At 73.2% G+C, this 21,116-nt stretch carries 17 protein-coding genes and 1 pseudogene; 11 read left to right on the forward strand and 7 right to left on the reverse strand.

The features are described 5' to 3' along the window. Positions 1-90 precede the first annotated feature (90 nt). Both BA175_RS19410 and BA175_RS19415 read right to left on the reverse strand, forming a co-directional pair. Positions 91-1,419 carry a deoxyguanosinetriphosphate triphosphohydrolase gene (locus BA175_RS19410; RefSeq protein ID WP_069172701.1) on the reverse strand — a complete coding sequence of 443 codons (1,329 nt, stop codon included), beginning with the start codon at positions 1,417-1,419 and terminating at the stop codon, positions 91-93. A gap of 37 nt (positions 1,420-1,456) precedes the next feature. Then, positions 1,457-2,242 carry a sirohydrochlorin chelatase gene (locus BA175_RS19415; RefSeq protein WP_069172702.1) on the reverse strand — a complete coding sequence of 262 codons (786 nt, stop codon included), beginning with the start codon at positions 2,240-2,242 and terminating at the stop codon, positions 1,457-1,459. A 318-nt stretch (positions 2,243-2,560) separates the two neighbouring features. Between BA175_RS19415 and BA175_RS19420 the strand changes: the two genes are divergently transcribed. Together BA175_RS19420 and BA175_RS19425 are read left to right on the forward strand one after the other, a co-directional pair. Beyond that, positions 2,561-3,316 (forward strand): SanA/YdcF family protein, encoded by a 756-nt coding sequence (locus BA175_RS19420; protein WP_069172703.1) that lies wholly within the window; start codon positions 2,561-2,563, stop codon positions 3,314-3,316. A 133-nt stretch (positions 3,317-3,449) separates the two neighbouring features. Then, positions 3,450-5,528: a molybdopterin oxidoreductase family protein gene (locus BA175_RS19425; protein ID WP_069172704.1), complete on the forward strand. Its 2,079-nt coding sequence runs from the start codon at positions 3,450-3,452 to the stop codon at positions 5,526-5,528. Between the two features lie 137 nt (positions 5,529-5,665). Here BA175_RS19425 and cutA read toward each other — a convergent pair whose 3' ends face one another. Further along, positions 5,666-6,004, reverse strand: a complete 339-nt coding sequence (cutA, locus tag BA175_RS19430; RefSeq protein WP_069172705.1) for a divalent-cation tolerance protein CutA — start codon at positions 6,002-6,004, stop codon at positions 5,666-5,668. Positions 6,005-6,173: 169 nt separating this feature from the next. Here cutA and BA175_RS19435 point away from each other — a divergent pair, with 169 nt between their 5' ends. From BA175_RS19435 to BA175_RS19450, 4 genes are all read left to right on the forward strand, one after another. After that, on the forward strand, positions 6,174-6,968 hold the full coding sequence (locus BA175_RS19435; RefSeq protein WP_069172706.1) for an aminotransferase class IV family protein: 795 nt from the start codon (positions 6,174-6,176) through the stop codon (positions 6,966-6,968). Between the two features lie 88 nt (positions 6,969-7,056). Continuing rightward, positions 7,057-7,518, forward strand: a complete 462-nt coding sequence (locus BA175_RS19440; protein WP_069172707.1) for a DUF5990 family protein — start codon at positions 7,057-7,059, stop codon at positions 7,516-7,518. A gap of 365 nt (positions 7,519-7,883) precedes the next feature. Next, the gene (locus tag BA175_RS19445) at positions 7,884-8,606 is read left to right on the forward strand and encodes a hypothetical protein (protein WP_069172708.1); all 723 of its coding nucleotides are present in this window, start codon (positions 7,884-7,886) and stop codon (positions 8,604-8,606) included. Between the two features lie 24 nt (positions 8,607-8,630). Continuing rightward, entirely contained in the window at positions 8,631-9,266 is a 636-nt protein-coding gene (locus BA175_RS19450) for a class F sortase (protein ID WP_069172709.1), read from the forward strand. Here the strand turns inward: BA175_RS19450 and BA175_RS19455 are convergent, their stop codons facing one another. Next, positions 9,267-10,058: a sulfite exporter TauE/SafE family protein gene (locus tag BA175_RS19455; RefSeq protein WP_069172710.1), complete on the reverse strand. Its 792-nt coding sequence runs from the start codon at positions 10,056-10,058 to the stop codon at positions 9,267-9,269. It lies immediately after the preceding gene. Positions 10,059-10,204: 146 nt separating this feature from the next. On the opposite strand from BA175_RS19455, the gene BA175_RS19460 reads away from it, so the two are divergent. From BA175_RS19460 to BA175_RS19475, 4 genes are all read left to right on the forward strand, one after another. Continuing rightward, positions 10,205-11,443, forward strand: a complete 1,239-nt coding sequence (locus BA175_RS19460; protein ID WP_069172711.1) for an NAD(P)/FAD-dependent oxidoreductase — start codon at positions 10,205-10,207, stop codon at positions 11,441-11,443. After that, a complete protein-coding gene (nirB, locus tag BA175_RS19465; RefSeq protein ID WP_069172712.1) occupies positions 11,443-14,028 on the forward strand; it encodes a nitrite reductase large subunit NirB in 2,586 nt (861 codons plus the stop codon). The genes BA175_RS19460 and nirB overlap by 1 nt, the downstream gene beginning before the upstream one ends. Beyond that, entirely contained in the window at positions 14,028-14,387 is a 360-nt protein-coding gene (nirD, locus tag BA175_RS19470) for a nitrite reductase small subunit NirD (protein ID WP_069172713.1), read from the forward strand. The genes nirB and nirD overlap by 1 nt, the downstream gene beginning before the upstream one ends. A 116-nt stretch (positions 14,388-14,503) precedes the next feature. After that, the gene (locus BA175_RS19475) at positions 14,504-15,670 is read left to right on the forward strand and encodes an alkaline phosphatase PhoX (protein ID WP_069173119.1); all 1,167 of its coding nucleotides are present in this window, start codon (positions 14,504-14,506) and stop codon (positions 15,668-15,670) included. Between the two features lie 60 nt (positions 15,671-15,730). Here BA175_RS19475 and BA175_RS19480 read toward each other — a convergent pair. After that, positions 15,731-16,057 (reverse strand): annotated as a pseudogene (locus BA175_RS19480) (VOC family protein); the annotation flags it as partial. Between the two features lie 282 nt (positions 16,058-16,339). Here BA175_RS19480 and BA175_RS29805 point away from each other — a divergent pair. Beyond that, entirely contained in the window at positions 16,340-16,555 is a 216-nt protein-coding gene (locus BA175_RS29805; protein WP_079159684.1) for a transposase, read from the forward strand. Here the strand turns inward: BA175_RS29805 and BA175_RS19485 are convergent. Continuing rightward, entirely contained in the window at positions 16,524-17,540 is a 1,017-nt protein-coding gene (locus BA175_RS19485; protein WP_069172714.1) for an ArsR/SmtB family transcription factor, read from the reverse strand. The two genes, BA175_RS29805 and BA175_RS19485, sit on opposite strands and share 32 nt — an antisense overlap. A gap of 481 nt (positions 17,541-18,021) precedes the next feature. After that, positions 18,022-20,733: a pyruvate, phosphate dikinase gene (gene ppdK / locus BA175_RS19490; protein ID WP_069172715.1), complete on the reverse strand. Its 2,712-nt coding sequence runs from the start codon at positions 20,731-20,733 to the stop codon at positions 18,022-18,024. Between the last annotated feature and the right edge of the window lie 383 nt (positions 20,734-21,116).

A 21,116-nucleotide genomic window follows, 5' to 3' on the forward strand; every position in this document is an offset into this window, starting at 1 on the left:
CGCCGCCACCTGCGAGCGTCCCGCACGCAGCGTGATGGCGAAAGAGGGTGTGCCACGGCCGGGTCGCACCCCGTTGGGCGTGCGGCCCGGTCAGGACCCAGTCTGCCGAACGCCGGTGAGTGTTCCGTGCAGGGTGCGTGCGGATGCGTCGGTGAGCGCGGCGATCTGGTCGACGAGGACCCGCTTGCGGGCCCGGTCGTCGGTCGCCGCCTCGAAGAGGGCCCGGAACTGGGGCTCCAGGCCCTCGGGCGCGCGGGCGGTGAGCGCGGCGGCGAGTTCGGCGATCACGATGCGCTGGTCGGCGCGGATGGCCTCCTGCTCGGCGCGCTGCATGACGTAACGGTCGGCGACCGCCTTGAGCACGGCGCACTCGTTGCGGGCCTCGGCCGGGACGACGAGCTCGGCGCCGTACCTGCCGAGGCGGCCGGGGCCGTACACCGCGTGGGTGGCGGCCTCGGCGGCGAGGCAGAACCGGCCGATGAGCTGGCTCGTCGCGTCCTTCAGGCGTGCCTGGGCGACCGCGGAGCCGTCGTAGCCGTGCGGCCACCACTCCTGGGCGACGAGCCGGTCGAGGGCGTCGGCGAGCTCCTGCGGGTCGGTGTCCACCGGGACGTACCGCCCGATGGCGACCTCCCAGATCTCCGCGCGCTCGGGCTCGGCGAAAAGGCGGTCCGGGTCGATGTGCCCGGCGTGCAGTCCGTCCTCGAAGTCGTGCACGGAGTAGGCGACGTCGTCGGACCAGTCCATGACCTGGGCCTCGAAGCACGTGCGGTTGCCGGGCGCACCGCTGCGGGCCCAGTCGAAGACCGGCAGGTCGTCCTCGTACACCCCGAACTTCGGTGAGCCCGGGTCGGTCGGGTGGGCGCCCCGGGGCCAGGGGTACTTGGTGGCGGCGTCCAGGGCGGCACGGGTCAGGTTGAGCCCGACGCTGACGAGGTCGCCGCTGCGCGGGTCGCGTACGAAACGCTTGGGCTCGAGCCGGGTCAGCAGGCGCAGCGACTGGGCGTTGCCCTCGAAGCCGCCGCAGTCCGACGCGAAGTCGTTGAGCGCCTGTTCGCCGTTGTGCCCGAAGGGCGGGTGGCCCAGGTCGTGGGCGAGGCAGGCCGTCTCGACGAGGTCGGGGTCGCAGCCGAGCGCGGCCCCCAGCTCCCGGCCGACCTGGGCGCACTCCAGGGAGTGCGTGAGCCGTGTGCGGGGGCTGGCGTCCCAGGCCAGGCCGCGGGTGCCGGGCGTGACCACCTGGGTCTTCCCGGCGAGCCTGCGCAGGGCGGCGGAGTGCAGCACGCGCGCCCGGTCGCGCTGGAAGGCGGTACGGCCCGGCCGTTTGTCGGGCTCGGTGTCCCAGCGCTCGGTGTCGCCCTTGCCGTAGGGCGAGGTGCCGTACTCCTGTGCGTCCCGGGGGGCGTGCGTACCGTCCATGTTCCCGACAGTAGCGGCCTGCCCGCGGCGGTGGGGGTCAGGCGGTGGCCAGGAGGTGCGGGCGGGTCAGGGCGCCGCGCGGGTGGGTGGCGCCGGTCAGTGCCTGGTCGTAGCGGTGCAGCAGGAGCCGCGCCATCGCCGGGTGCGCGCCGAGCGGTGCGGCGGCGACGCCGGGGGCGGCGGCGGCCGCGGCGGTCGCGAAGCGTCCCGGTGCGGTGAAGTACGAGGCGACGGCGACCCGGTGGCGGCCCCGTGCCGCGAGGGCGCGCACGGCGGCCGGCACGGTGGGCGTGGCGGCGGAGGCGTACGCCGGCAGGACGGGCACCCCGCCGAGCCGGTCGCCGAGCATGCGGGCGGTCCGGCGGGCGTCGGCGGCCGAGTCGGGGTCGCGTGACCCGGCGGCGGCGAGCACGACGGCCGCACTGCGGCTCTCCCCGTCCTCGGACCGCCAGCCGGCCTCGACCAGCCGCTCGTGGAGGGTCTCGATCAGCAGCGGGTGCGGGCCGAGTGGCGCGGCGATGCGGGTCCGCAGGGCGCCGGCCTCGGCCGCCGCGCGGGGCAGGTCGTGCCGGACGTGGTGCCCCCGGCCGAGCAGCAGCGGTACGAGCACGGCATCGCCGGTGCCGATACGGGCCAGGGTCGCCGGAAGGAGGGGCTCGTTCAGCTCGATGTGCCCCGGACGGACGTCGAGCCCGGGGCGCAGCTCCCGTACGAGGTCCAGGAGCTCCAGGACGGTGCGCAGGGCCTGCGGGTCCCGGCTGCCGTGCGCGACGGCGACCAGGGTGGGGGCGGAGGACCGGGTGACGTGCCGGGTGCGGTGCATGGGCTGCGGGTTCCGTTCCGGGAGACGAGGCCGAGCCGGTGTCCGGGCTGGGCGGTGGTACGGGCAGGAGGTGCGCCGGGCTGCCGGGGGACGCTCGAGGCTGTTCCCGTGCCGTCCCCGCCGTACGTCCAGGATGCCAGGGTGGACGTTTCCGGGCCGTTTCGCACCGGTGACGGATGTTTTCCGCCACCTCACGGGGCGCCGCCCGGCGCTGTCGGGTGGGACGGTCCAGGAGGCCGGCGAACCTTTTCCGCCTCCCCCTCGTCTCTCCGGGCGACGGACGACAGGCCAGGACGGCAGGGACAGGGGGGACGCCGCATGGGGGTGAAGGCACCGCACGCGCCGGAGCGGCCGAAGAGGCCCGCCCGCGCGGGGCTGCCGCGACCGCGGCTGCCGCGTACCCGGCGTGGGCAGCGGCGGCTGGCGCAGGGACTGATGGCGGCCTGCGTGATCGCCCTGCTGCCCGCCACCTGGCTGCACACCACGGCCGACGCCCGGGTGCGGACGACGGGCGACGCCCCGGCGCGGCAGGTCGCCGTGGTGTTCGGGGCCGGACTGTGGCAGGGCAGGCCGTCGCCCTACCTCGCCCACCGGCTGGACGCCGCGGCCGAGCTGTACCGGACCGGGAAGGTGAAGGTGGTCCTGGTCACCGGGGACAACAGCCGCGAGGAGTACGACGAGCCGGACGCCATGCGGGCCTACCTCACCGCGCACGGGGTCCCCGACGGCCGGATCGTCAGCGACTACGCCGGGTTCGACACCTGGGACTCCTGCGTCCGGGCCAAGAAGATCTTCGGGGTCGACCGGGCGGTGCTGGTGAGCCAGGGCTTCCACATCCGGCGGGCGATCGCCCTGTGCCGGTCCGCGGGGATCGACGCGTACGGGGTGGGGGTCGACGCCGTACACGATGTGACCTGGTACTACGGCGGGGCGCGGGAGGTGCTGGCGGCGGGCAAGGCGCTCCTGGACACCGTGTTCCGGCCCGACCCGCGCTTCCTGGGGCCGCGCGAGACGGGGGTGGCGGACGCCTTGACGGCCGGCGGCCTTCCCACCCCGCGGGTGCGGGACCGGTGAGCGTCGTACCTCGCTCCCCCGGCGCGGGGAGGCCCTGACCTCACGGAGTCGGGCGGCCCGGGCTGAGGGGCGCGTACCGGGGGCGTAACCGGAGGAACCGGTCCCCGTAATACCCGCCCCGCACGCTGGGCGCATGGCCCGCACCGAGACTCCCACCCACTGCCCGTACTGCGCCCTCCAGTGCGGGATGATCCTGCGCCCCGTCCCCGGCGGACCGGTGGCCGAGGTCGTGGAGCGCACCGACTTCCCCGTCAACCGGGGCGCCCTGTGCGGTAAGGGCCGCACCGCGCCCGCTGTGCTCGCCGCCGGCGTACGGCTGACCTCTCCCCTTGTACGCCGCAGGGTGGGCGGCGAACTGGAGCCGGCGGGCTGGGACGAGGCGCTGGGCCGGATCGCCGACGGGCTGCGGGGGACGCGGGACGGCCACGGGGCGGACGCCGTGGGCGTGTTCGGCGGGGGCGGGCTCACGAACGAGAAGGCGTACGCGCTCGGCAAGTTCGCCCGGGTGGTGCTCGGCACCTCGCAGATCGACTACAACGGCCGCTTCTGCATGTCCTCGGCGGCCGCCGCGCACCAGCGGGCGTTCGGGCTCGACCGGGGGCTGCCGTTCCCGCTGGAGGACATCCCCCGGACCGGGTGCGTGATCCTGGTCGGTTCGAACCTCGCCGAGACCATGCCGCCGGCCCTGCGCTATCTGACCGGACTGCGGGAGAACGGCGGCCGGCTCGTCGTCATCGACCCGCGACGGACGCGGACGGCCGAGCAGGCGGACCTGCACCTGTCCCCCCGGCCGGGCACGGATCTGGCGCTCGCGCTCGGCATGCTGCACCTGGTGGTGGCGGACGGGCGGGTGGACGAGGACTTCGTCCGTACCCGCACGAGCGGCTGGGACGAGGCCAGGGCGGGCGCGATGGCGCACTGGCCGGAGCTGGTGGAGCGCATCACCGGTGTGCCGGTTCCCCGACTGCGCGAGGCCGTCGAGCTGTTCTGCGGGGCGGAGAGCGGCATGGTCCTCACCGCACGCGGCCCCGAGCAGCAGGCGAAGGGGACGGACACCGTCGGCGCGTGGATCAACTTCGCACTCGCCACCGGCCGGGCGGGGCGCCCGCTGTCCGGGTACGGCTGCCTGACGGGCCAGGGCAACGGCCAGGGCGGCCGGGAGCACGGCCAGAAGGCCGATCAGCTGCCGGGTTACCGCAGGCTGACCGACCCCGCGGCCCGCCGCCACGTGGCCGGGGTGTGGGGCGTGGACCCCGACACGCTGCCGGGACCGGGGCGCAGCGCGTACGAGCTGCTGGACGCGCTGGGCCGGGAGGTGCGGGCGCTGCTGGTGATGGGGTCCAATCCGGTCGTCTCCGCGCCGCACGCGGGTCATGTGGAGGAGCGGCTGCGGTCGCTGGACTTCCTCGCGGTCGCCGACGTCGTGCTGTCGGAGACGGCGGCGCTGGCCGATGTGGTGCTGCCGGTGACGCAGTGGGCGGAGGAGAGCGGGACGACGACCAGTCTGGAGGGCCGGGTGCTGCTGCGGCAGCGTGCGGTCACGGCGCCCGAGGGGGTGCGCAGCGATCTGGAGGTGCTCAACGCCCTGGCGGGGCTGCTGGGGCACGGGAAGGGCTTCCCGGCCGATCCGGAGGAGGTCTTCGACGAGCTGCGGCGGGCGTCCGCGGGCGGCCCCGCCGACTACGCGGGCATCACCTACGCCAGGATCGCGGAACAGGACGGGGTGTTCTGGCCCTGCCCGGACGCGAAGCACCCCGGGACGCCGCGGCTCTTCCTGGACCGGTTCGCGACGGACGACGGGCGGGCCCGGTTCGTCCCGGTGACGCACCGGCCCGCGGCGGAGGAGACCGATGCGGAGTACCCGGTGGTGCTGACGACGGGGCGGGTGGTGTCCCAGTACCAGTCGGGGGCGCAGACGCGCAGGGTCGACGCGCTCAACGCCGCGGCGCCGGGGCCGTTCGTCGAGCTGCATCCGCGGCTCGCCGAGCGGATCGGGGTGGCCGAGGGCGACCCGGTCGCGGTCATTTCACGGCGGGGGCGCGCGCTGGCGCCGGCCCGGATCACGGTGGCGATCCGGCAGGACACCGTCTTCATGCCGTTCCACTGGCCGGGCGAGGGACGGGCCAACTCCCTGACCAATCCGGCCCTGGACCCGACCTCGCGGATGCCCGAGTTCAAGGTGTGCGCGGTGCGGGTGGAGGCCGCCGGCTGAGCCGGCCGCCTCCTGGCACGTGGGTGCCGCCGATGCGCGGGGAGCGGGGGGACGGCGAGCGGGCGCGGGCGACGCGGTCGTGGTCGCGCTCGCCGGGCGGCGGGTGGCGTAGGCGGGTGACGGCGCTGCCGGGGCGGTCACGGGGCCGGGGGCGGGGCGGTCTCCGCCGAGACCCAGGCGAGGTAGCCGGCGCTGCCGCGGACGACGGGTGTCGCGATGATCTCCGGGGTGTCGTAGTCGTGCGCCGCGAGGAGGTGCGCCTCCAGTGCGTCGTAGCGCCGTGCCGTCGTCTTGAACAGCACCTGCCACTCCTGGCTCGTCTCGACCGCGTTCTGCCACCGGTAGACCGAGCGGACCGGCGCGGAGATCTGGGCGCAGGCGGCGAACCGGCCCTCCACCGCGTCCCGCGCGAGGGCGTGGGCCTTCTCCTCGCTGTCCGTCGTGGTCAGTACGGTCAGCCATGCGGGCTCGGTCATGCCGGGTCTCCTCGGTCCTCTCGGTACGTGCACCACCGATTGTCGGCCCCGGGCGGGGACGAGCCGGCCGGGCGTCGCCGCGGAGTCGGGGAAGCGTCGACGCGTCGCATGCCCGTGCCTCGGCCGCGGCCGAGGTACGGGCCCACCGGCACGCCCTAACCTGGAGCGCATGACACGCGCCCCCTTCGATCCGTACGTGGAGTTCGACGGCCGTCCCGCGACTGCCGGTGACCTGCGGATCCCGGCTTTCAGCGGCTACGGCCACTTCACGGCGATGCAGGTCAGGGACCGTACGGTGCGGGGCCTCGGCCTGCACCTGGACCGACTGGACGCCGCGAACCAGGAGGTGTTCGGCGTGCCGCTGGACGGGGCCCGGGTGTGCGAGCTGATCGCGCACGCCCTCGACAGCACGGCGATGCGCGACGCCTCGGTCCGGGTGCACGGGTTCATGCCGCCCGGCGGGACGGCCACCACGGTCATGGTGACCGTGCGGGAGCCCGCGCGGATGTCCACCACGCCCCAGGCCCTCATGTCGGTCCCGTACGCCCGTGCCGTGCCGCACATCAAGCGCCCGGGCGAGTTCGGGCAGGTCCACTACGGCCGGTCGGCCGTGCGCGCGGGTTTCGACGAGGCGTTGCTGACCCTGCCCGGCGGTGTGGTGACCGAGGGCGCCATCACCAACATAGGCTTCCTGGACGAGGTTTCGGTGGTCTGGCCCGACGCCCCGGCACTGACCGGCATCACGATGGCGCTCCTGGAGCGCGGCCTCGCCCGTACGGACCGGGCGTCGGTGCGACGGCCGGTCACGCTGGACGGCCTCGGCGCGTACCGGGCGGCATTCGTCACCAACTCCCAGGGGATCGCGCCCGTCCACCGGATCGACGACACGGTCCTCGAGGTCGACGAGGAGCTGATGGAGTTGCTGGGACGGGTGTACGAGGAGGTTCCCGGGGACGCCGTCTGACCCCTCCCCCGCGGGAAGCACGGACTTCCGGGCGGGCAGCGTGGTTCCGGGCGCCGGAGAACGAGACTCCGTACAGGAGCATGGGCGCATGCAGATCCACATCGAAGGTTCAGAACTCCCGGGGCGCACCTGCGGGCCCGGGACCGACTTCGCCGGTTTCGACAACATCCACGTGGGTGTGCAGCGCAAGGACCGGCCCGGGGAGCTGCTCACCCCCCACCCGGGGGACGCACCCCGTGCCTCCTGGACCCTGGACTGCACGACGACGCCGGGCCCGGACGGCACACGGGTCGCCGGCCCGTACATCCAGGACCGGCTCGGCGGGCACTTCGTCTATCTCTCCTGGGGCACCGTGGACGAGGCGGGTGTGTTCACCATGTTCCGGCGCGCCAAGCTGATGATCGGCGACATCGACCCGGACGTCCTGGAGGCCGCCGCCCGGTCCGGCCATCTCACCGCTCGGCTGAGGCTGAGCGACGACAGGGGGCTGCCCCGGTGCGCCCGCGTGCGCCCGCCGGACATCACATGGTCGGCCACGGACGGGGCCTGACGGTCCGCGCCGGGTCCGGCGGGCACGACACCGCCCTCACCGGGCCCGGGGGGGAAGGGCGGGTGAGGGCGGTCGCCAGGGGACGGCGGGGGGGTGCCGTTCCCGTGGGGGGGTATCCGTCGTGTGCCCCGCCGGGGCCGGAGCATACATGTGACGCGCATCACACCGCACCGCCGGTGGTCACCCGATCGGCGCCGCGCCCCCCGAGCGGCCGGAGTCACCGCCGCGACCTGCGCCGGACGCGGCCGGACCGGTGCGGTCCGCGCACCCGCGCGGGTGAAAGCTGACGGTACGTCAGCAGGCGGGGGCCCGGGACCGGGCGTTACCTCGGAGCCAGGACACATCCGTCTGCCCGGAGGACTCCCATGCGCAGCCCTGCCCGCCTCGCGACCGGTACCGCCGCCGCGGCCCTCACCGCCGCCGTGCTCGGTCTCGCCGCCACCGCCACCGTCGCCCCGTCCGCGTACGCCGACGACGCCGGGCGGCTGGAGTTCGCTCCGGCGACGGCCCCGCCGGGCGCTCAGGTCACCGTGAACACCGGCGCCTGCGGCGCCGACGGCTCGGGGTTCGGTGACGCGGCCGAACTGGAGGCCGGGGAGTTCGAGCTGGAGCCCCTGTCCGGGGCGGGGGCGACCGGCCGGTTCACCGTGCCGGCGGAGGCCGAACCGGGGACGTACGCCGTCGGGGTCTTCTGCGACAACGGCGACGAGGCGTCCGGGGAGTTCCAGGTGACGGCCGCCTCCTCGGCGGCGGCTGCCGGGGCGTCCTCCGGGGGCTCTTCGGCGGGCTCCTCCGCCTGGCCGAAAGCGCCCGCCGAGCGGGAACCGGGCGCCGGGAAGAAGCCGGAGCCCGGGACCGGGACGGGGACGGGGACCGAGCCGGAGCCGGGCCTGGGGGTCAGGCCCGAGCCCGCCACCCCGTCCGAGGCATGGCCGGACCGCCCTTCCGGGCACGTCAGCGCGGGGGTCGGCGGCAGCGTCGGTCCCGGAACCACGCGCATCGCCGCCGGGGCCGGTGTCCTCTGCGCGGCCGCCGTCGCCGGCGCCTGCCTGGTGCGGCGCCGTGCGCACGGCGCGCAGGACGGCTGACGCGGCACGCCGGGGACGCCACCCGTGAACGAGACGACACGGACGGCCCTGCGGGCCAGGGCCTGGCTGGTGGGCATCACCGCACTCTGCGGCCTCTGGCTGGTCCAGAACGGAGCGGCCACCCGCACCGACCCGCCGCGGCCGGCCGCGGCCGAGGCCTTCGCCGCCGGTCCGCCGCCACGGGTGGCCGCCACCGCACCCCTGCCACGCTCCGAACCGGTCCGCATCCGGATCCCGCGCATCGGCGTGGACGCGCCCATGACACGGCTGGGGCTGCGTGCGGACGGCAGCCTGGAGGTACCGCCCGCCCGGGACCGCAACCTCGCGGGCTGGTTCGCGAAGGGGACCCCGCCGGGCGCGAAGGGCACCGCGATCGTCGCCGGTCATGTCGACAACGCCCAGGGGCCGTCCGTCTTCTACGCCCTCGGCTCCCTGAAGAAGGGCGACCGCGTCGAGATCGGACGGGGGGACGGCCGCACCGCCGTCTTCGCCGTCGACGCGGTCGAGGTGTACGCGAACGACGACTTCCCCGACCGGCGGGTCTACGGCCCCTCGCCGGACGCCTCGCTGCGGCTGATCACCTGCGGTGGGGCTTTCAGCCGGACGACCGGCTACCAGGGCAACGTGGTGGCGTACGCCCACCTCACCGGGGTGCGGTGATCAGCCGGTCCACTGGTCGAAGCCGAGCTTGGCGACGAGCGAGAGGACGACGACCAGCAGCACCCCCCGGACGAAGCCGCTGCCCTTCCGGAGCGCCATGTGCGCTCCCGCCATGCCGCCCGCGAGATTGAACACGGCCATCAGTGCGGCGAGCTGCCAGAGCACGGTGCCCTGGTAGGCGAACATCGCCAGGGCGCCGGCGTTGGTGCACACGTTCACTATCTTGGCGTTGGCGGACGCGGTGACCAGGTCGAGGCGGAGCACCGCGGTCAGCGCCAGCACCAGGAAGGTGCCGGTGCCGGGACCGAACAGCCCGTCGTAGAAGCCGATTCCCCCGCCGACCAGCACGATGGCGGTGACCGTGCGGGCCCGGGTGAGCTCTCCCCCCTCCCCGGCACCGGGCACCGCCGCGCCGAACGACGGACGCAGGAGCACGAAGGCCGCCACGCCGAGCAGCACGACCATGATCACCGGGCGCAGCACCTCGCTGCTGATCCCGGCGGCGAAGAAGGCGCCGGTCATCGACCCGGCCAGCGCCGTCAGCCCGATCCGCACGGCGGTGCCGACCTGGACGGGAGCCTTGCGGACGTAGGTGACGGCCGCGCCCGTGGTGCCGACCACGGCGACCGCCTTGTTCGTCCCGAGCACCTGGGCCGCCGGGACGTGCGGCAGGCCCAGCAGCAGCGCGGGCAGCAGGAGGAGCCCCCCGCCGCCCACCACCGCGTCGATCCAGCCGGCCGCCGCCGCGGCCAGGCACAGGAGGACAAGGGTGGTCAGCGTTATCTCGGGCATGCCCGGACCCTAAGCAGGCGGCCGAGGCCCCGTCCAACCGGCCGCCCCGCCCTCACAGGGAGCGGGCCGGCGTGCTGAGCGCACGGTTCCTCCGGGGAAACAGCGGGGATGCGGTCGGGAAACACCGGCCCCGCAGTCTCTTCTCCATGAGGACACGGAGCGGGAACGCGGAGCGGGTGGTGGTGATCGGCGCCGGGATGGCGGGCGCGCGGCTCGCCGCCCGGGTCCCCGGTGTCACCGTCGTCGGCGAGGAGGAGCACGCGCCGTACAACAGGGTGCTCCTGGCCGAGGTGCTCGCCGGCCGGTACGGGCCGGACGTCATCGCCCTGCCGTCCGCCGAGGTACGGCGGGGCGTGCGGGTCGTCCGGATCGACCGGGCCGAGCGGCTCGTGCACTGCGACGACGGCGGCGTCATCGGCTACGGGCGCCTCGTGCTGGCCACCGGCTCCAACCCGGTGCTGCCACCGCTGCGCGGTCCGGGACGCACCCTGCCGGACGGCGTACATCCCTTCCGCACCCTCGACGACTGCCTGGCGCTGGGCGCGGTCGTACGCCCCGGCGTGCGCGCCGTCGTGATCGGCGGTGGGCTCCTCGGGGTCTCGGCCGCACGCGCCCTGGCCGAACGCGGCGCCCACGTGGTGCTGGCCCAGCAGGGCGAGCACCTCATGGAGCGTCAGCTGGACGCCGAGGCGGCCGGGATGCTGCGGAGCCACCTGGAGGCCCTCGGGGTCGAGGTGCACACGGAGTGCCGGGTGCGGGGGCTGCGCTGTACCGACGGGGCCGCACCGGCGGTGCGGGCCGTGGAACTGGCCGACGGCTACGAGCTGGAGGCCGGGATCGCGGTGCTGGCCTGCGGGGTCCGCCCGAGGACCGGTCTGGCGCAGGCCGCCGGTCTCGACGTCCGCAAGGGCGTCGTCGTCGATGACGAGCTGCGCACCTCGGACCCGTACATCCACGCGGTCGGCGACTGCGCCGAGCACAGCGGCACCGTGTACGGACTGGCGGGGGCCGCGCTGGAACAGGCGGACGTGCTGGCCGAGGTGCTGGCCGGAGGGACCGCCCGCTACGGGGGCACCCGGGCCCTCACCCGTCTGACGCTCCGCTCCCCCGCCGCCCCCACCGTCGCCGCCGGCGCTCCCGGGGCGCTCGACCTGGCCGCCTTCGGCGACTCCCGCCCCCTGCCCGGCGACGACGTGGTCCGGCTGGCGGACGCCACCCGGGGCGCGTACCGCACGGTCGTGGTCCGCGGTGACCGGCTGGCCGGCGGGGTGCTGTTCGGCGACCTCGCCGCGGTCGGCACCCTCGCCCGGACCTGGCAGGACGACGAACCGCTCCCCGCCGACACGTCCCTGCTCCACCTGCTCACCAACGACGGAGGCTTCTGATGCCGGTGCCCACCCCCCCGACCGCCCCCACCGCGGGCGTGCCGACGATCGTGGTCGTCGGGCACGGCATGGTCGGCCAGCGGTTCCTGGAGGCGCTCGCGGACCGCGGGCTGACCGCGGCGGCGGGCACGGCCCGGGTCGTCGTGCTCTGCGAGGAGCCCCGCCCCGCCTACGACCGCGTCCGGCTGACCTCGTACTTCTCCGGGCGGACGCCGGAGGAACTCGCCCTCGCCGAGCCGGACTTCATGGCCCGTCACGGCATCGAGCTGCGCGTCGGCGACCCGGCGGAGAGCGTCGACCGTCAGGCACGCACCGTCACCGCGCGTTCCGGGGAGACGTTCTCCTACGACACGCTGGTCCTGGCCACCGGCTCGTACCCGTTCGTCCCCCCGGTCCCCGGCAAGGACGCCGAGGGCTGCTTCGTCTACCGCACCGTCGAGGACCTCCTCGCGATCGAGGAGTACGCGAAGGGCGCGACGACCGGCGCGGTGGTCGGGGGCGGGCTGCTCGGGCTGGAGGCCGCCGGCGCGCTCAAGGGCCTCGGGCTCGCGACGCACGTCGTGGAGTTCGCCCCCCGGCTGATGCCGGTCCAGGTCGACGAGGGCGGCGGAGCCGCGCTGCTGCGCACGATCGAGGACATGGGCCTCTCCGTCCACACCGGCGTCGGCACCCAGGAGATCACCGCGGACGACGACGGCCGGGTGACCGGGATGTCGCTGTCCGACGGCTCCTCGCTCGCCACCGACCTCGTCGTCTTCTCCGCCGGCGTACGCCCCCGCGACCAGCTGGCCCGCGACTGCGGTCTCGCGGTGGGGCCGCGCGGCGGCATCGTCGTCGACGAGCAGTGCCGCACCTCCGACGGCGACGTCTTCGCGATCGGTGAGTGCGCGCTGGCCTCGGACGGCCGGGTGTACGGCCTGGTGGCGCCGGGCTACGAGATGGCGCAGGTGGCCGCCGGGGTGATCGCGGGACAGGCGGGAGCGTTCACCGGCGCCGACCTGTCGACGAAGCTGAAGCTGCTCGGTGTGGACGTCGCCTCGTTCGGTGACGCGCACGGCGCGGCCGAGGGCTGCCTGGACGTCGTCTACGCGGACTCCCGCTCGGGGGTCTACAAGAAGCTGGTGATCGGCCGGGACGGCACGCTGCTCGGCGGGGTCCTGGTCGGGGACGCCGACCAGTACGGCACGCTGCGGCCGATGACCGGCAGGGTCCTGCCGGTGGCACCGGAGCAGCTGGTGCTCCCGGCCGGTGCGGGCGCCCCCGTCGCCCTCGGGCCGTCCTCGCTGCCGGACGAGGCCGTGATCTGTTCCTGCCACAACGTGAGCAAGGGGGCGATCTGCGAGCACACCACGCTGCCCGAGGTGAAGAAGTGCACCAAGGCGGGCACCGGCTGCGGGAGTTGCCTGAAGGTCATCGGCCAGTTGCTGCCGCAGCCCGAGGACCAGGGGCTGTGCGGCTGCTTCGCGTACACCCGCACCGAGCTGTACGAGATCGTCCGCACCCTGGGGGTCACGACGTACGCCGGGCTGCTGGACTCGCACGGTCGCGACACGGCCAGGGGCGGGGACGGCTGCGAGGTCTGCAAGCCGACGGTCGGCTCGATCATCGCCTCGCTGGCGCCGACGGTCGGTGCGAGCGGCTACGTCCTGGACGGCGAACAGGCGGCGCTGCAGGACACCAACGACCATTTCCTGGCCAACCTCCAGCGCAACGGCTCCTACTCGATCGTGCCGCGCATCCCGGGCGGAGAGATCACCCCGGAGAAGCTGATCGTGATCGGCGAGGTGGCCCGGGACTTCGGCCTCTACACGAAGATCACCGGGGGCCAGCGGATCGACCTGTTCGGCGCCCGCGTGGACCAGCTGCCGCTGATCTGGACCCGGCTGGTCGACGCGGGCTTCGAATCGGGGCACGCGTACGGGAAGTCGCTGCGGACGGTCAAGTCCTGCGTGGGGAGCACCTGGTGCCGCTACGGCGTGCAGGACTCGGTGAAGATGGCCATCGACCTGGAGTTGCGCTACCGGGGACTGCGCTCCCCGCACAAGCTGAAGTCGGCGGTCTCCGGCTGCGCCCGGGAGTGCGCGGAGGCCCGCGGCAAGGACTTCGGGATCATCGCCACCGCCCAGGGCTGGAATCTGTACGTCGGCGGCAACGGCGGCGCCACCCCGCGCCACGCGGACCTGCTGGCCCAGGACCTCTCCGACGCCGAACTGGTGCGGCTCGTCGACAGGTTCCTGATGTTCTACATCCGTACGGCGGACCGCCTGGAGCGCACCTCGACCTGGCTGGACCGGATCGAGGGCGGCCTGGAGCACGTTCGGGACGTCGTCGTCCACGACTCCCTGGGGCTCTGCGACGAACTGGAGCGGCTGATGGCCGACCACGTCGCCGGCTACCGCGACGAGTGGGCCGAGACCGTCAACGATCCCGAACGGCTCCGCCGCTTCGTCACCTTCGTCAACGCCCCCGACGCACCCGACCCCTCGGTCAAGTTCGTCCCCGAGCGCGACCAGGTCAAGCCCGACCTGGACATCCTCGCGGGCCCCGTGCTGGCCGTCCGCACTCTCGAAGGGACTCCCTCCTGATGACGACCCGGACCATGGACACCGTGCAGGACACCCGGACGATCCAGCTGTCGGACGGAGCGGACTGGCTCACGGTCTGCGACCGCGCCCTGCTGACCCCGGGCCGCGGGGTGGCCGCCCTCCTCCCGGACGGCCGGCAGGTCGCGCTGTTCGTGGACCGGGCGGGCCGCACGTACGCGATCGACAACCGCGACCCGTTCACGGGCGCCTACGTCCTCTCGCGGGGGCTCGTCGGCTCCGCGGCGGGCCGGCCGTTCGTCGCCTCCCCGCTGCTGAAGCAGCGGTTCGACCTGGAGACCGGGGCCTGCCTGGACGACGACGAGGTCACCGTGCCGGTCTTCGCGGTCCGCGCGCACTGATCACGTACCGTTCACCCTTCATTGACGCTCCGTCAACCACCGGCCTCTACTGTCCTGACGTTCGACCCGCCGGGCCGACCGGACCGGCGGGCCCGCACGTCACCCGTGGAGTGATCGTGGAACGTCGGACCTTCTTGCGCACAGCGGTGATCGGCAGTTCGGCGGCGGCCTTCGGCGGCACTCTCTGGCGGGGTGCCGCCGTCGCCGCTCCGGCCCAGCCGGCCACCGGCCCCTACGGCGTCCTGCAGGCGGCGAACGCCGACGGCATCCTGCTGCCGAGCGGCTTCACCAGCCGCGTCGTCGCCCGCTCGGGGAAGACCGTCCCCGGCACCTCGTACGCCTGGCACAGCGCACCCGACGGGGGCGCGACGTTCACCGACGGCAACGGCTGGATCTACGTCTCCAACGCGGAGGTGTCCTCGGGCAGCGGCGGCGGGGCGAGCGCGGTGCGCTTCGACTCCTCCGGGACGGTCACCTCGGCCTACCGGATCCTGTCCGGCACGAACAACAACTGCGCGGGCGGACGCACCCCGTGGAACACCTGGCTCTCCTGCGAGGAGGTCAGCCGCGGCTTCGTGTACGAGACCGACCCGTGGGGGGTGAACGCCGCCGTGCAGCGGCCCGCGCTGGGGCGTTTCAAGCACGAGGCGGCGGCCGCGGACCCCGACCACGGCTACGTCTACCTCACCGAGGACGAGACGGACGGCCGGTTCTACCGTTTCCGCCCCGCCACGTGGGGCGACCTCTCCTCCGGCATCCTCCAGGTGCTGGTGGCGGGCACCGGAACCTCGGGCCCGGTGACCTGGGCGACCGTCCCCGACCCGGACGGCTCCCCCACCCAGACCCGCTACCAGGTGTCCGGCGCCAAGGTCTTCGACGGCGGCGAGGGCTGCTTCTACGCGGCCGGCACCTGCTGGTTCACCACCAAGGGGGACAACAGGGTGTGGGCGTACGACGCGAACACGTCCTCCCTGTCGCTCGCCTACGACGACTCGCTGGTCACCGGCGGCACCGCACCGCTCACGGGCGTCGACAACGTCACCAGGTCCGCCTCGGGCGACCTGTACGTGGCCGAGGACGGCGGCACCATGGAGATCTGCCTGATCACACCGGACGACACCGTCGCACCGTTCCTGCGGATCAGCGGCCAGTCGGGGTCGGAGATCACCGGGCCCGCCTTCTCCCCGGACGGGAAGCGGCTCTACTTCTCCTCGCAGCGCGGGACGAGCGGCAGCTCCTCGGGGGGCATCACCTACGAGGTCACCGGGCCGTTCCGCGGCTGACCCGGCCCGCGGCCGGGGGGACGCCGGGGCAGCGGCGGCGCGCCGCTGCCCTCGCGACGGTCAGGCCTGACCGCCGGCCTCGACGGCGGCCGGGTCCATCCACACGACCTCCCAGATGTGGTGGTCCGGGTCCTGGAACGACCGGCCGTACATGAACCCCTCGTCCATCGGGTCGTTGGCGGGGAACCCGCCCGCGGCGAGGGCGGCGTCCGCCATCTCGTCGACCTGGGCACGGCTGTCCGCGCTCAGCGCGATGAGCACCTCGGTCGACCTGCCGGCGTCGGCGATCTCCTTCTTGGTGAAGTCCTTGAAGCGCGACTCGCCGATGAGCATGGCGAAGATGGTGTCGCTGATGACCAGACAGGCCGTGCTCTCGTCAGTCAACTTGACCCGGCCCTGGAGGGCCGGGCTTGGAGGTAGCGCCCAACTGGCTGCTGGGTTGGCCCCTCCGTCCAGACACCCCTATGGGGTGGCAGGGACGCGTGACTCACGCCCCGCGGTCCACACCGTCTCGCCCTTGCGGCCGATGTTGTGGGACGCGTTGTCGTCCGCGTGCATGAGGGCCCCGCAGGACCGGCAGGCGAACGTCGCTTGTGACTGGCGGTTGCGCCGGTCGATGTAACCGCACTCGGATGATCTATGTCGCCATGCTGGTAGCCAAACCCCGATATCCGCAGGGGTCGTACGGTCGTCCACACCCTCCATGCTCATTTGGTCTTCACACCCGAGTACCGGCGCGGGCCGTTCACGGACGAGATCCTGCGCCGCTGCGAGGAGGTCATGCGCGACGTATGCGCAGACTTCGGAACGGAACTGGTCGAGTTCAAAAACACGTCCCGGCCGGCCCTCCCGGTCACGCCGGCACGAGCGGCGCCCCTCCCCTGAGCAGCGAGGCGCCCAGCGGGGTCAGCGTGTGCAGGACCGAGCTGCCGTGGCGCAGGGTGAGGACGAGGCCGGCCTCGCGCAGCACGCAGGCGTGCTGACTCGCCGAGGCCAGGGAGACCCCCGCCCTGCGGGACAGCTCGCTCGTGGTGCAGCCGTCGCCGATCGCCGTGAGGACGGCGGAACGGGTGTGGCCCACGAGACGGCCGAGCCACGGTCCGGGCTCGGCGAACACCGGGGCAGCGGGATGGGTGACCGGGTAGACGAGGACGGGCGGGAGCCGCGGGTCGCGGTAGACGACGGGCGTACCCCGGCAGAAGAACGAGGGCTGCAGCAGGAGTCCCCGGCCGTCCAGACGCAGATCGCGGTCGACCGGGTAGTCCGCCTCCAGCACGGGCGCACGCCAGCGGATCGTGGACGGGAGGGTGGCGAGAAGTTCGTCCGCGCCGCCGTCCAGCAGGGCACGGCCCCGCAGGGCGCGGTCCGCCTCGACGCTCGCCCGGATGTGCGGCCAGTACGGTGCGACCGCGGCGCGGTGGTAGCCGCGCAGAGCGGTGACGAGGCGGGCCAGCGGTTCCGTACGGCCTTCGGCGAGCGCGGCCGGCAGGGCGGCGGGCGAGCGCCCGCCCCGCGACGACCGATGCGCCGGGGCCCGGTCACCGGCCAGCAGCGCCATCTCGTCACGGAGACGGTCCTGGGGGGTTTCGCGCAGCGCCTCCGTTCCCGCGTCCAGACCGAATGGCTCGACGCCTTCCCGGGAAGGCGTCAGGAAGTCGGGGAAATAACCGCGGACGGGGACCACCGCCGACAGCAGACGTGCTTCACCATTCAACCGCGCACGGGTTTCCGTCCGCCATTTCCCGAACACCGTGGAACCCCGCCGGTCCCTGAGCCGGTGGAAACTCAGAATGGTTTCCCACATTGCGTCCGGCCTGGTGGCCATACGCACTCTGGACAGGTCCACCCCGGACACATGGATACGCAGCACCGAACCCCCACCTGTTGCAACAGCAATCGCCCCCATCAAAGGGTATACACGCGGTCACAGCAGGTCACCACGGGGTTTCGGCCACAGTTGAAACGTCTCGCCCGCATCCTCGTCACCGGAAAAGCTGTACGACGTCGGGTGCGCATCCGGCACGACCGAAAGGGCGGGTGAGGGCCGTGGGGGGCTTCGCCCGTCCGGCGGCGGTGGTGACCGGTGCGGCTCCGCACCCGGCGGGGGTGAGCCGGGTGCGGTCCATGGGTGGGGATCCATGGACCGCACCCCGGTCCGCCCGGCCCGTTATTTGCGCACCGAACGAGGAAAGAAAGAAAACAGAACGGTTCGCAATTCAATTGACGAAGCGGCGGCACCCCCGCACAGGGTGCCGCCGCTTCCGGGTGGTCCGGGTCCGCCGCCGGACGGTGAGGGTGGGCATGTCCGACGGCGGCCCCGGAGGTCGTGCGGCCGTGTCCCGGCCGCGTTCTCAGGCGCTGTCGCTGCCCTTCGGTCCGGCGGCGGCCCGGCCCGCCTCGAGCCGCGCGACCGGAATGCGGAACGGCGAGCAGGAGACGTAGTCGAGGCCGACCTCGTGGAAGAAGTGCACGGACTCCGGGTCCCCGCCGTGCTCGCCGCAGACTCCGAGTTTGAGGTCCGGGCGGGTGGCCCGGCCCGCCTCCACGGCGCTGCGCACGAGCGAGCCGACGCCGTCCTTGTCGATCGTCTCGAACGGCGACACCCCGAAGATGCCCTTCTCCAGGTACGCGGTGAAGAACGAGGCCTCCACGTCGTCGCGGGAGAAGCCCCAGACCGTCTGGGTGAGGTCGTTCGTGCCGAAGGAGAAGAACTGCGCCGCCTCGGCGATCTGACCGGCGGTCAGCGCGGCCCGCGGCAGCTCGATCATCGTGCCGATGGTCAGCTTCAGTCCGGTGCCGGTGGCGGCCTCGACCTCGGCGATGACCCGGTCGGCCTCCTCGCGGACGATCTCCAGCTCCTGGACGGTGCCGACGAGCGGGATCATGATCTCGGCCCGCGGGTCGCCCTTGGCGTTCTTGCGGTGCGCCGCGGCCTCGGCGATCGCCCGGACCTGCATCGCGAACAGGCCGGGGATGACCAGGCCGAGGCGCACTCCGCGCAGGCCGAGCATCGGGTTCTGCTCGTGCAGTTTGTGCACGGCCTGCAGCAGGCGCAGGTCGTTCTCGTTGGCGTCCTTGCGGGACTCGGCGAGGGCGACCCGCACGGAGAGCTCCGTGATGTCGGGCAGGAACTCGTGCAGCGGCGGATCGAGCAGACGCACGGTGACGGGCAGCCCGTCCATCGACTCGAACAGCTCGATGAAGTCGGCCCTCTGGAGCGGCAGCAGAGCGGCCAGGGCCGCCTCACGCTCGTCGTCGGTGTCGGCCAGGATCAGCTTCTCGACCATCTCGCGGCGCTCGCCGAGGAACATGTGCTCGGTGCGGCACAGGCCGATGCCCTGCGCGCCGAAGCGGCGGGCCCGCAGGGCGTCCTCGGCGCTGTCCGCGTTGGCCCGTACGCGCAGGCGGCGCACCCGGTCCGCGTAGGCCATGATCCGGTGCACGGCGGCGACGAGTTCGTCCGCGTCGTCGGCGCCGGCGTGCATGCGTCCCTCGAAGTACTCGACGACCGGGGACGGTACGACGGGCACCTCCCCGAGGTACACCTTGCCGGTGGAGCCGTCGACGGAGACGAGGTCGCCCTCCTCCACGACGGTGGTGCCGACCGTCAGCCGGCGGCGCTTGGTGTCGACCTCGATCTCCTCGGCGCCGCAGACACAGGTCTTGCCCATGCCGCGGGCGACGACGGCGGCGTGCGAGGTCTTGCCGCCACGCGAGGTGAGGATGCCCTCGGCGGCGATCATGCCGTCCAGGTCGTCGGGGTTGGTCTCCCGGCGGATGAGGATGACCTTCTCGCCGGACCGCGACCACTTGACGGCGGTGTACGAGTCGAAGACGGCCTTGCCGACGGCCGCGCCCGGCGAGGCGGCGATACCGCGGCCCAGCAGGACGGTGGTGGCCTGGTCGTCGAAGCGCGGGAACATGAGCTGTGCGAGCTGGGCGCCGTTGACCCGCTGCAGGGCCTCGGCCTCGTCGATGAGGCCCTGGTCGACGAGTTGGGTGGCGATCCGGAAGGCGGCGCCCGCCGTGCGCTTGCCGACCCGGGTCTGGAGCATCCAGAGGTGGCCGCGCTCGATGGTGAACTCGATGTCGCAGAGATCCTTGTAGTGGGTCTCCAGCGTCTCCATGATCTTCATCAGCTGGTCGTACGACGCCTTGTCGATCGACTCCAGATCGGCGAGCGGCACGGTGTTGCGGATGCCCGCGACGACGTCCTCGCCCTGCGCGTTCTGCAGGTAGTCGCCGTAGACCCCCTGGTGGCCGCTGGCCGGGTCCCGGGTGAAGGCGACGCCCGTACCCGAGTCGGGGCCGAGGTTGCCGAAGACCATCGAGCAGACGTTGACGGCCGTGCCGAGGTCGCCGGGAATGCGCTCCTGGCGGCGGTAGAGCTTGGCCCGGTCGGTGTTCCACGAGTCGAAGACCGCCTTTATGGCCAGGTCCATCTGCTCGCGCGGGTCCTGCGGGAAGTCGCGTCCGGCATCCCTGCTGACGATCTTCTTGAACTGCTTGACGAGCTTCTTCAGGTCGGCGGCGTCGAGGTCCACGTCGACGGTGACACCCTTGGCCTGCTTCGCCGCCTCCAGCGCCTCCTCGAAGAGGTCGCCGTCGACCCCGAGGACGGTCTTGCCGAACATCTGGATGAGCCGGCGGTAGGAGTCCCAGGCGAAACGCTCGTCGCCGGCCTGCTCGGCCAGTCCGACGACCGAGGCGTCGGAGAGGCCGATGTTGAGAACGGTGTCCATCATGCCGGGCATGGAGAACTTCGCGCCCGAGCGGACGGAGACGAGCAGCGGGTCGTCGGCCTGGCCGAGGCTCTTGCCCATCCGCTTCTCGAGCGCCCCGAGGTGCGCGCTGACCTCGTCGCGCAGCGCGGACGGTTCGTCCCCGCTGTCGAGGTAGACCTTGCACGCCTCGGTGGTGATGGTGAAGCCGGGAGGGACCGGCAGTCCGAGGTTGGTCATCTCGGCGAGGTTGGCGCCCTTGCCACCCAGAAGATCCTTCAGATCCTTGTTGCCCTCGGTGAAGTCGTAGACGAACTTCTGGGGGTCTTTGTTTTCCGACACGGGTCTCGACTCCTCGAGGACGCGGTGGCTGCCCTGACGGCGAGGAACATACCCAGATCGAAGGTGTCTGGGTACGCCCACGTGCGGGTCATGAGGTTCCAACCACCCGTCCGCCAGCAGATCCAAAGTGACGCGGCGATCAGGGGTCACCACCTCGTTCGTTCACCTCTTGAAGGATTCATGACGCACTGTGCATACCCACGCCCCCTTCCGAGCACGGAGAGCAGCGATCGCGTCGATCGATCAAAATGCAGACCCCTGGCACCCAGTGCCATCATTTGAGTAATACAGCAACCATAAGGGCGCTCATCTGAGCAAACCCAGCCTCAAGGGTGGCGAGAATCACTCCGCCCCTTCCGCTCAGATGTCACGATCCGGACGCC

Origin of the sequence: Streptomyces griseus (assembly GCF_001715295.1) — a bacterium.
GTDB lineage: Bacteria > Actinomycetota > Actinomycetes > Streptomycetales > Streptomycetaceae > Streptomyces > Streptomyces griseus_G.

What these genes read in the sequence shown, in the direction of transcription:
- cutA (WP_069172705.1), bottom strand. Translation starts at nt 6,004, where the DNA reads ATGACCGAGCCCGCATGGCTGACCGTACTGACCACGACGGACAGCGAG.
- BA175_RS19425 (WP_069172704.1), top strand. Translation starts at nt 3,450, where the DNA reads ATGGCCCGCACCGAGACTCCCACCCACTGCCCGTACTGCGCCCTCCAG.
- BA175_RS19415 (WP_069172702.1), bottom strand. Translation starts at nt 2,242, where the DNA reads ATGCACCGCACCCGGCACGTCACCCGGTCCTCCGCCCCCACCCTGGTC.
- nirD (WP_069172713.1), top strand. Translation starts at nt 14,028, where the DNA reads ATGACGACCCGGACCATGGACACCGTGCAGGACACCCGGACGATCCAG.
- BA175_RS19455 (WP_069172710.1), bottom strand. Translation starts at nt 10,058, where the DNA reads ATGCCCGAGATAACGCTGACCACCCTTGTCCTCCTGTGCCTGGCCGCG.
- BA175_RS19420 (WP_069172703.1), top strand. Translation starts at nt 2,561, where the DNA reads ATGGGGGTGAAGGCACCGCACGCGCCGGAGCGGCCGAAGAGGCCCGCC.
- BA175_RS19460 (WP_069172711.1), top strand. Translation starts at nt 10,205, where the DNA reads ATGAGGACACGGAGCGGGAACGCGGAGCGGGTGGTGGTGATCGGCGCC.
- BA175_RS19440 (WP_069172707.1), top strand. Translation starts at nt 7,057, where the DNA reads ATGCAGATCCACATCGAAGGTTCAGAACTCCCGGGGCGCACCTGCGGG.
- BA175_RS19435 (WP_069172706.1), top strand. Translation starts at nt 6,174, where the DNA reads ATGACACGCGCCCCCTTCGATCCGTACGTGGAGTTCGACGGCCGTCCC.
- BA175_RS19445 (WP_069172708.1), top strand. Translation starts at nt 7,884, where the DNA reads ATGCGCAGCCCTGCCCGCCTCGCGACCGGTACCGCCGCCGCGGCCCTC.
- nirB (WP_069172712.1), top strand. Translation starts at nt 11,443, where the DNA reads ATGCCGGTGCCCACCCCCCCGACCGCCCCCACCGCGGGCGTGCCGACG.
- BA175_RS19410 (WP_069172701.1), bottom strand. Translation starts at nt 1,419, where the DNA reads ATGGACGGTACGCACGCCCCCCGGGACGCACAGGAGTACGGCACCTCG.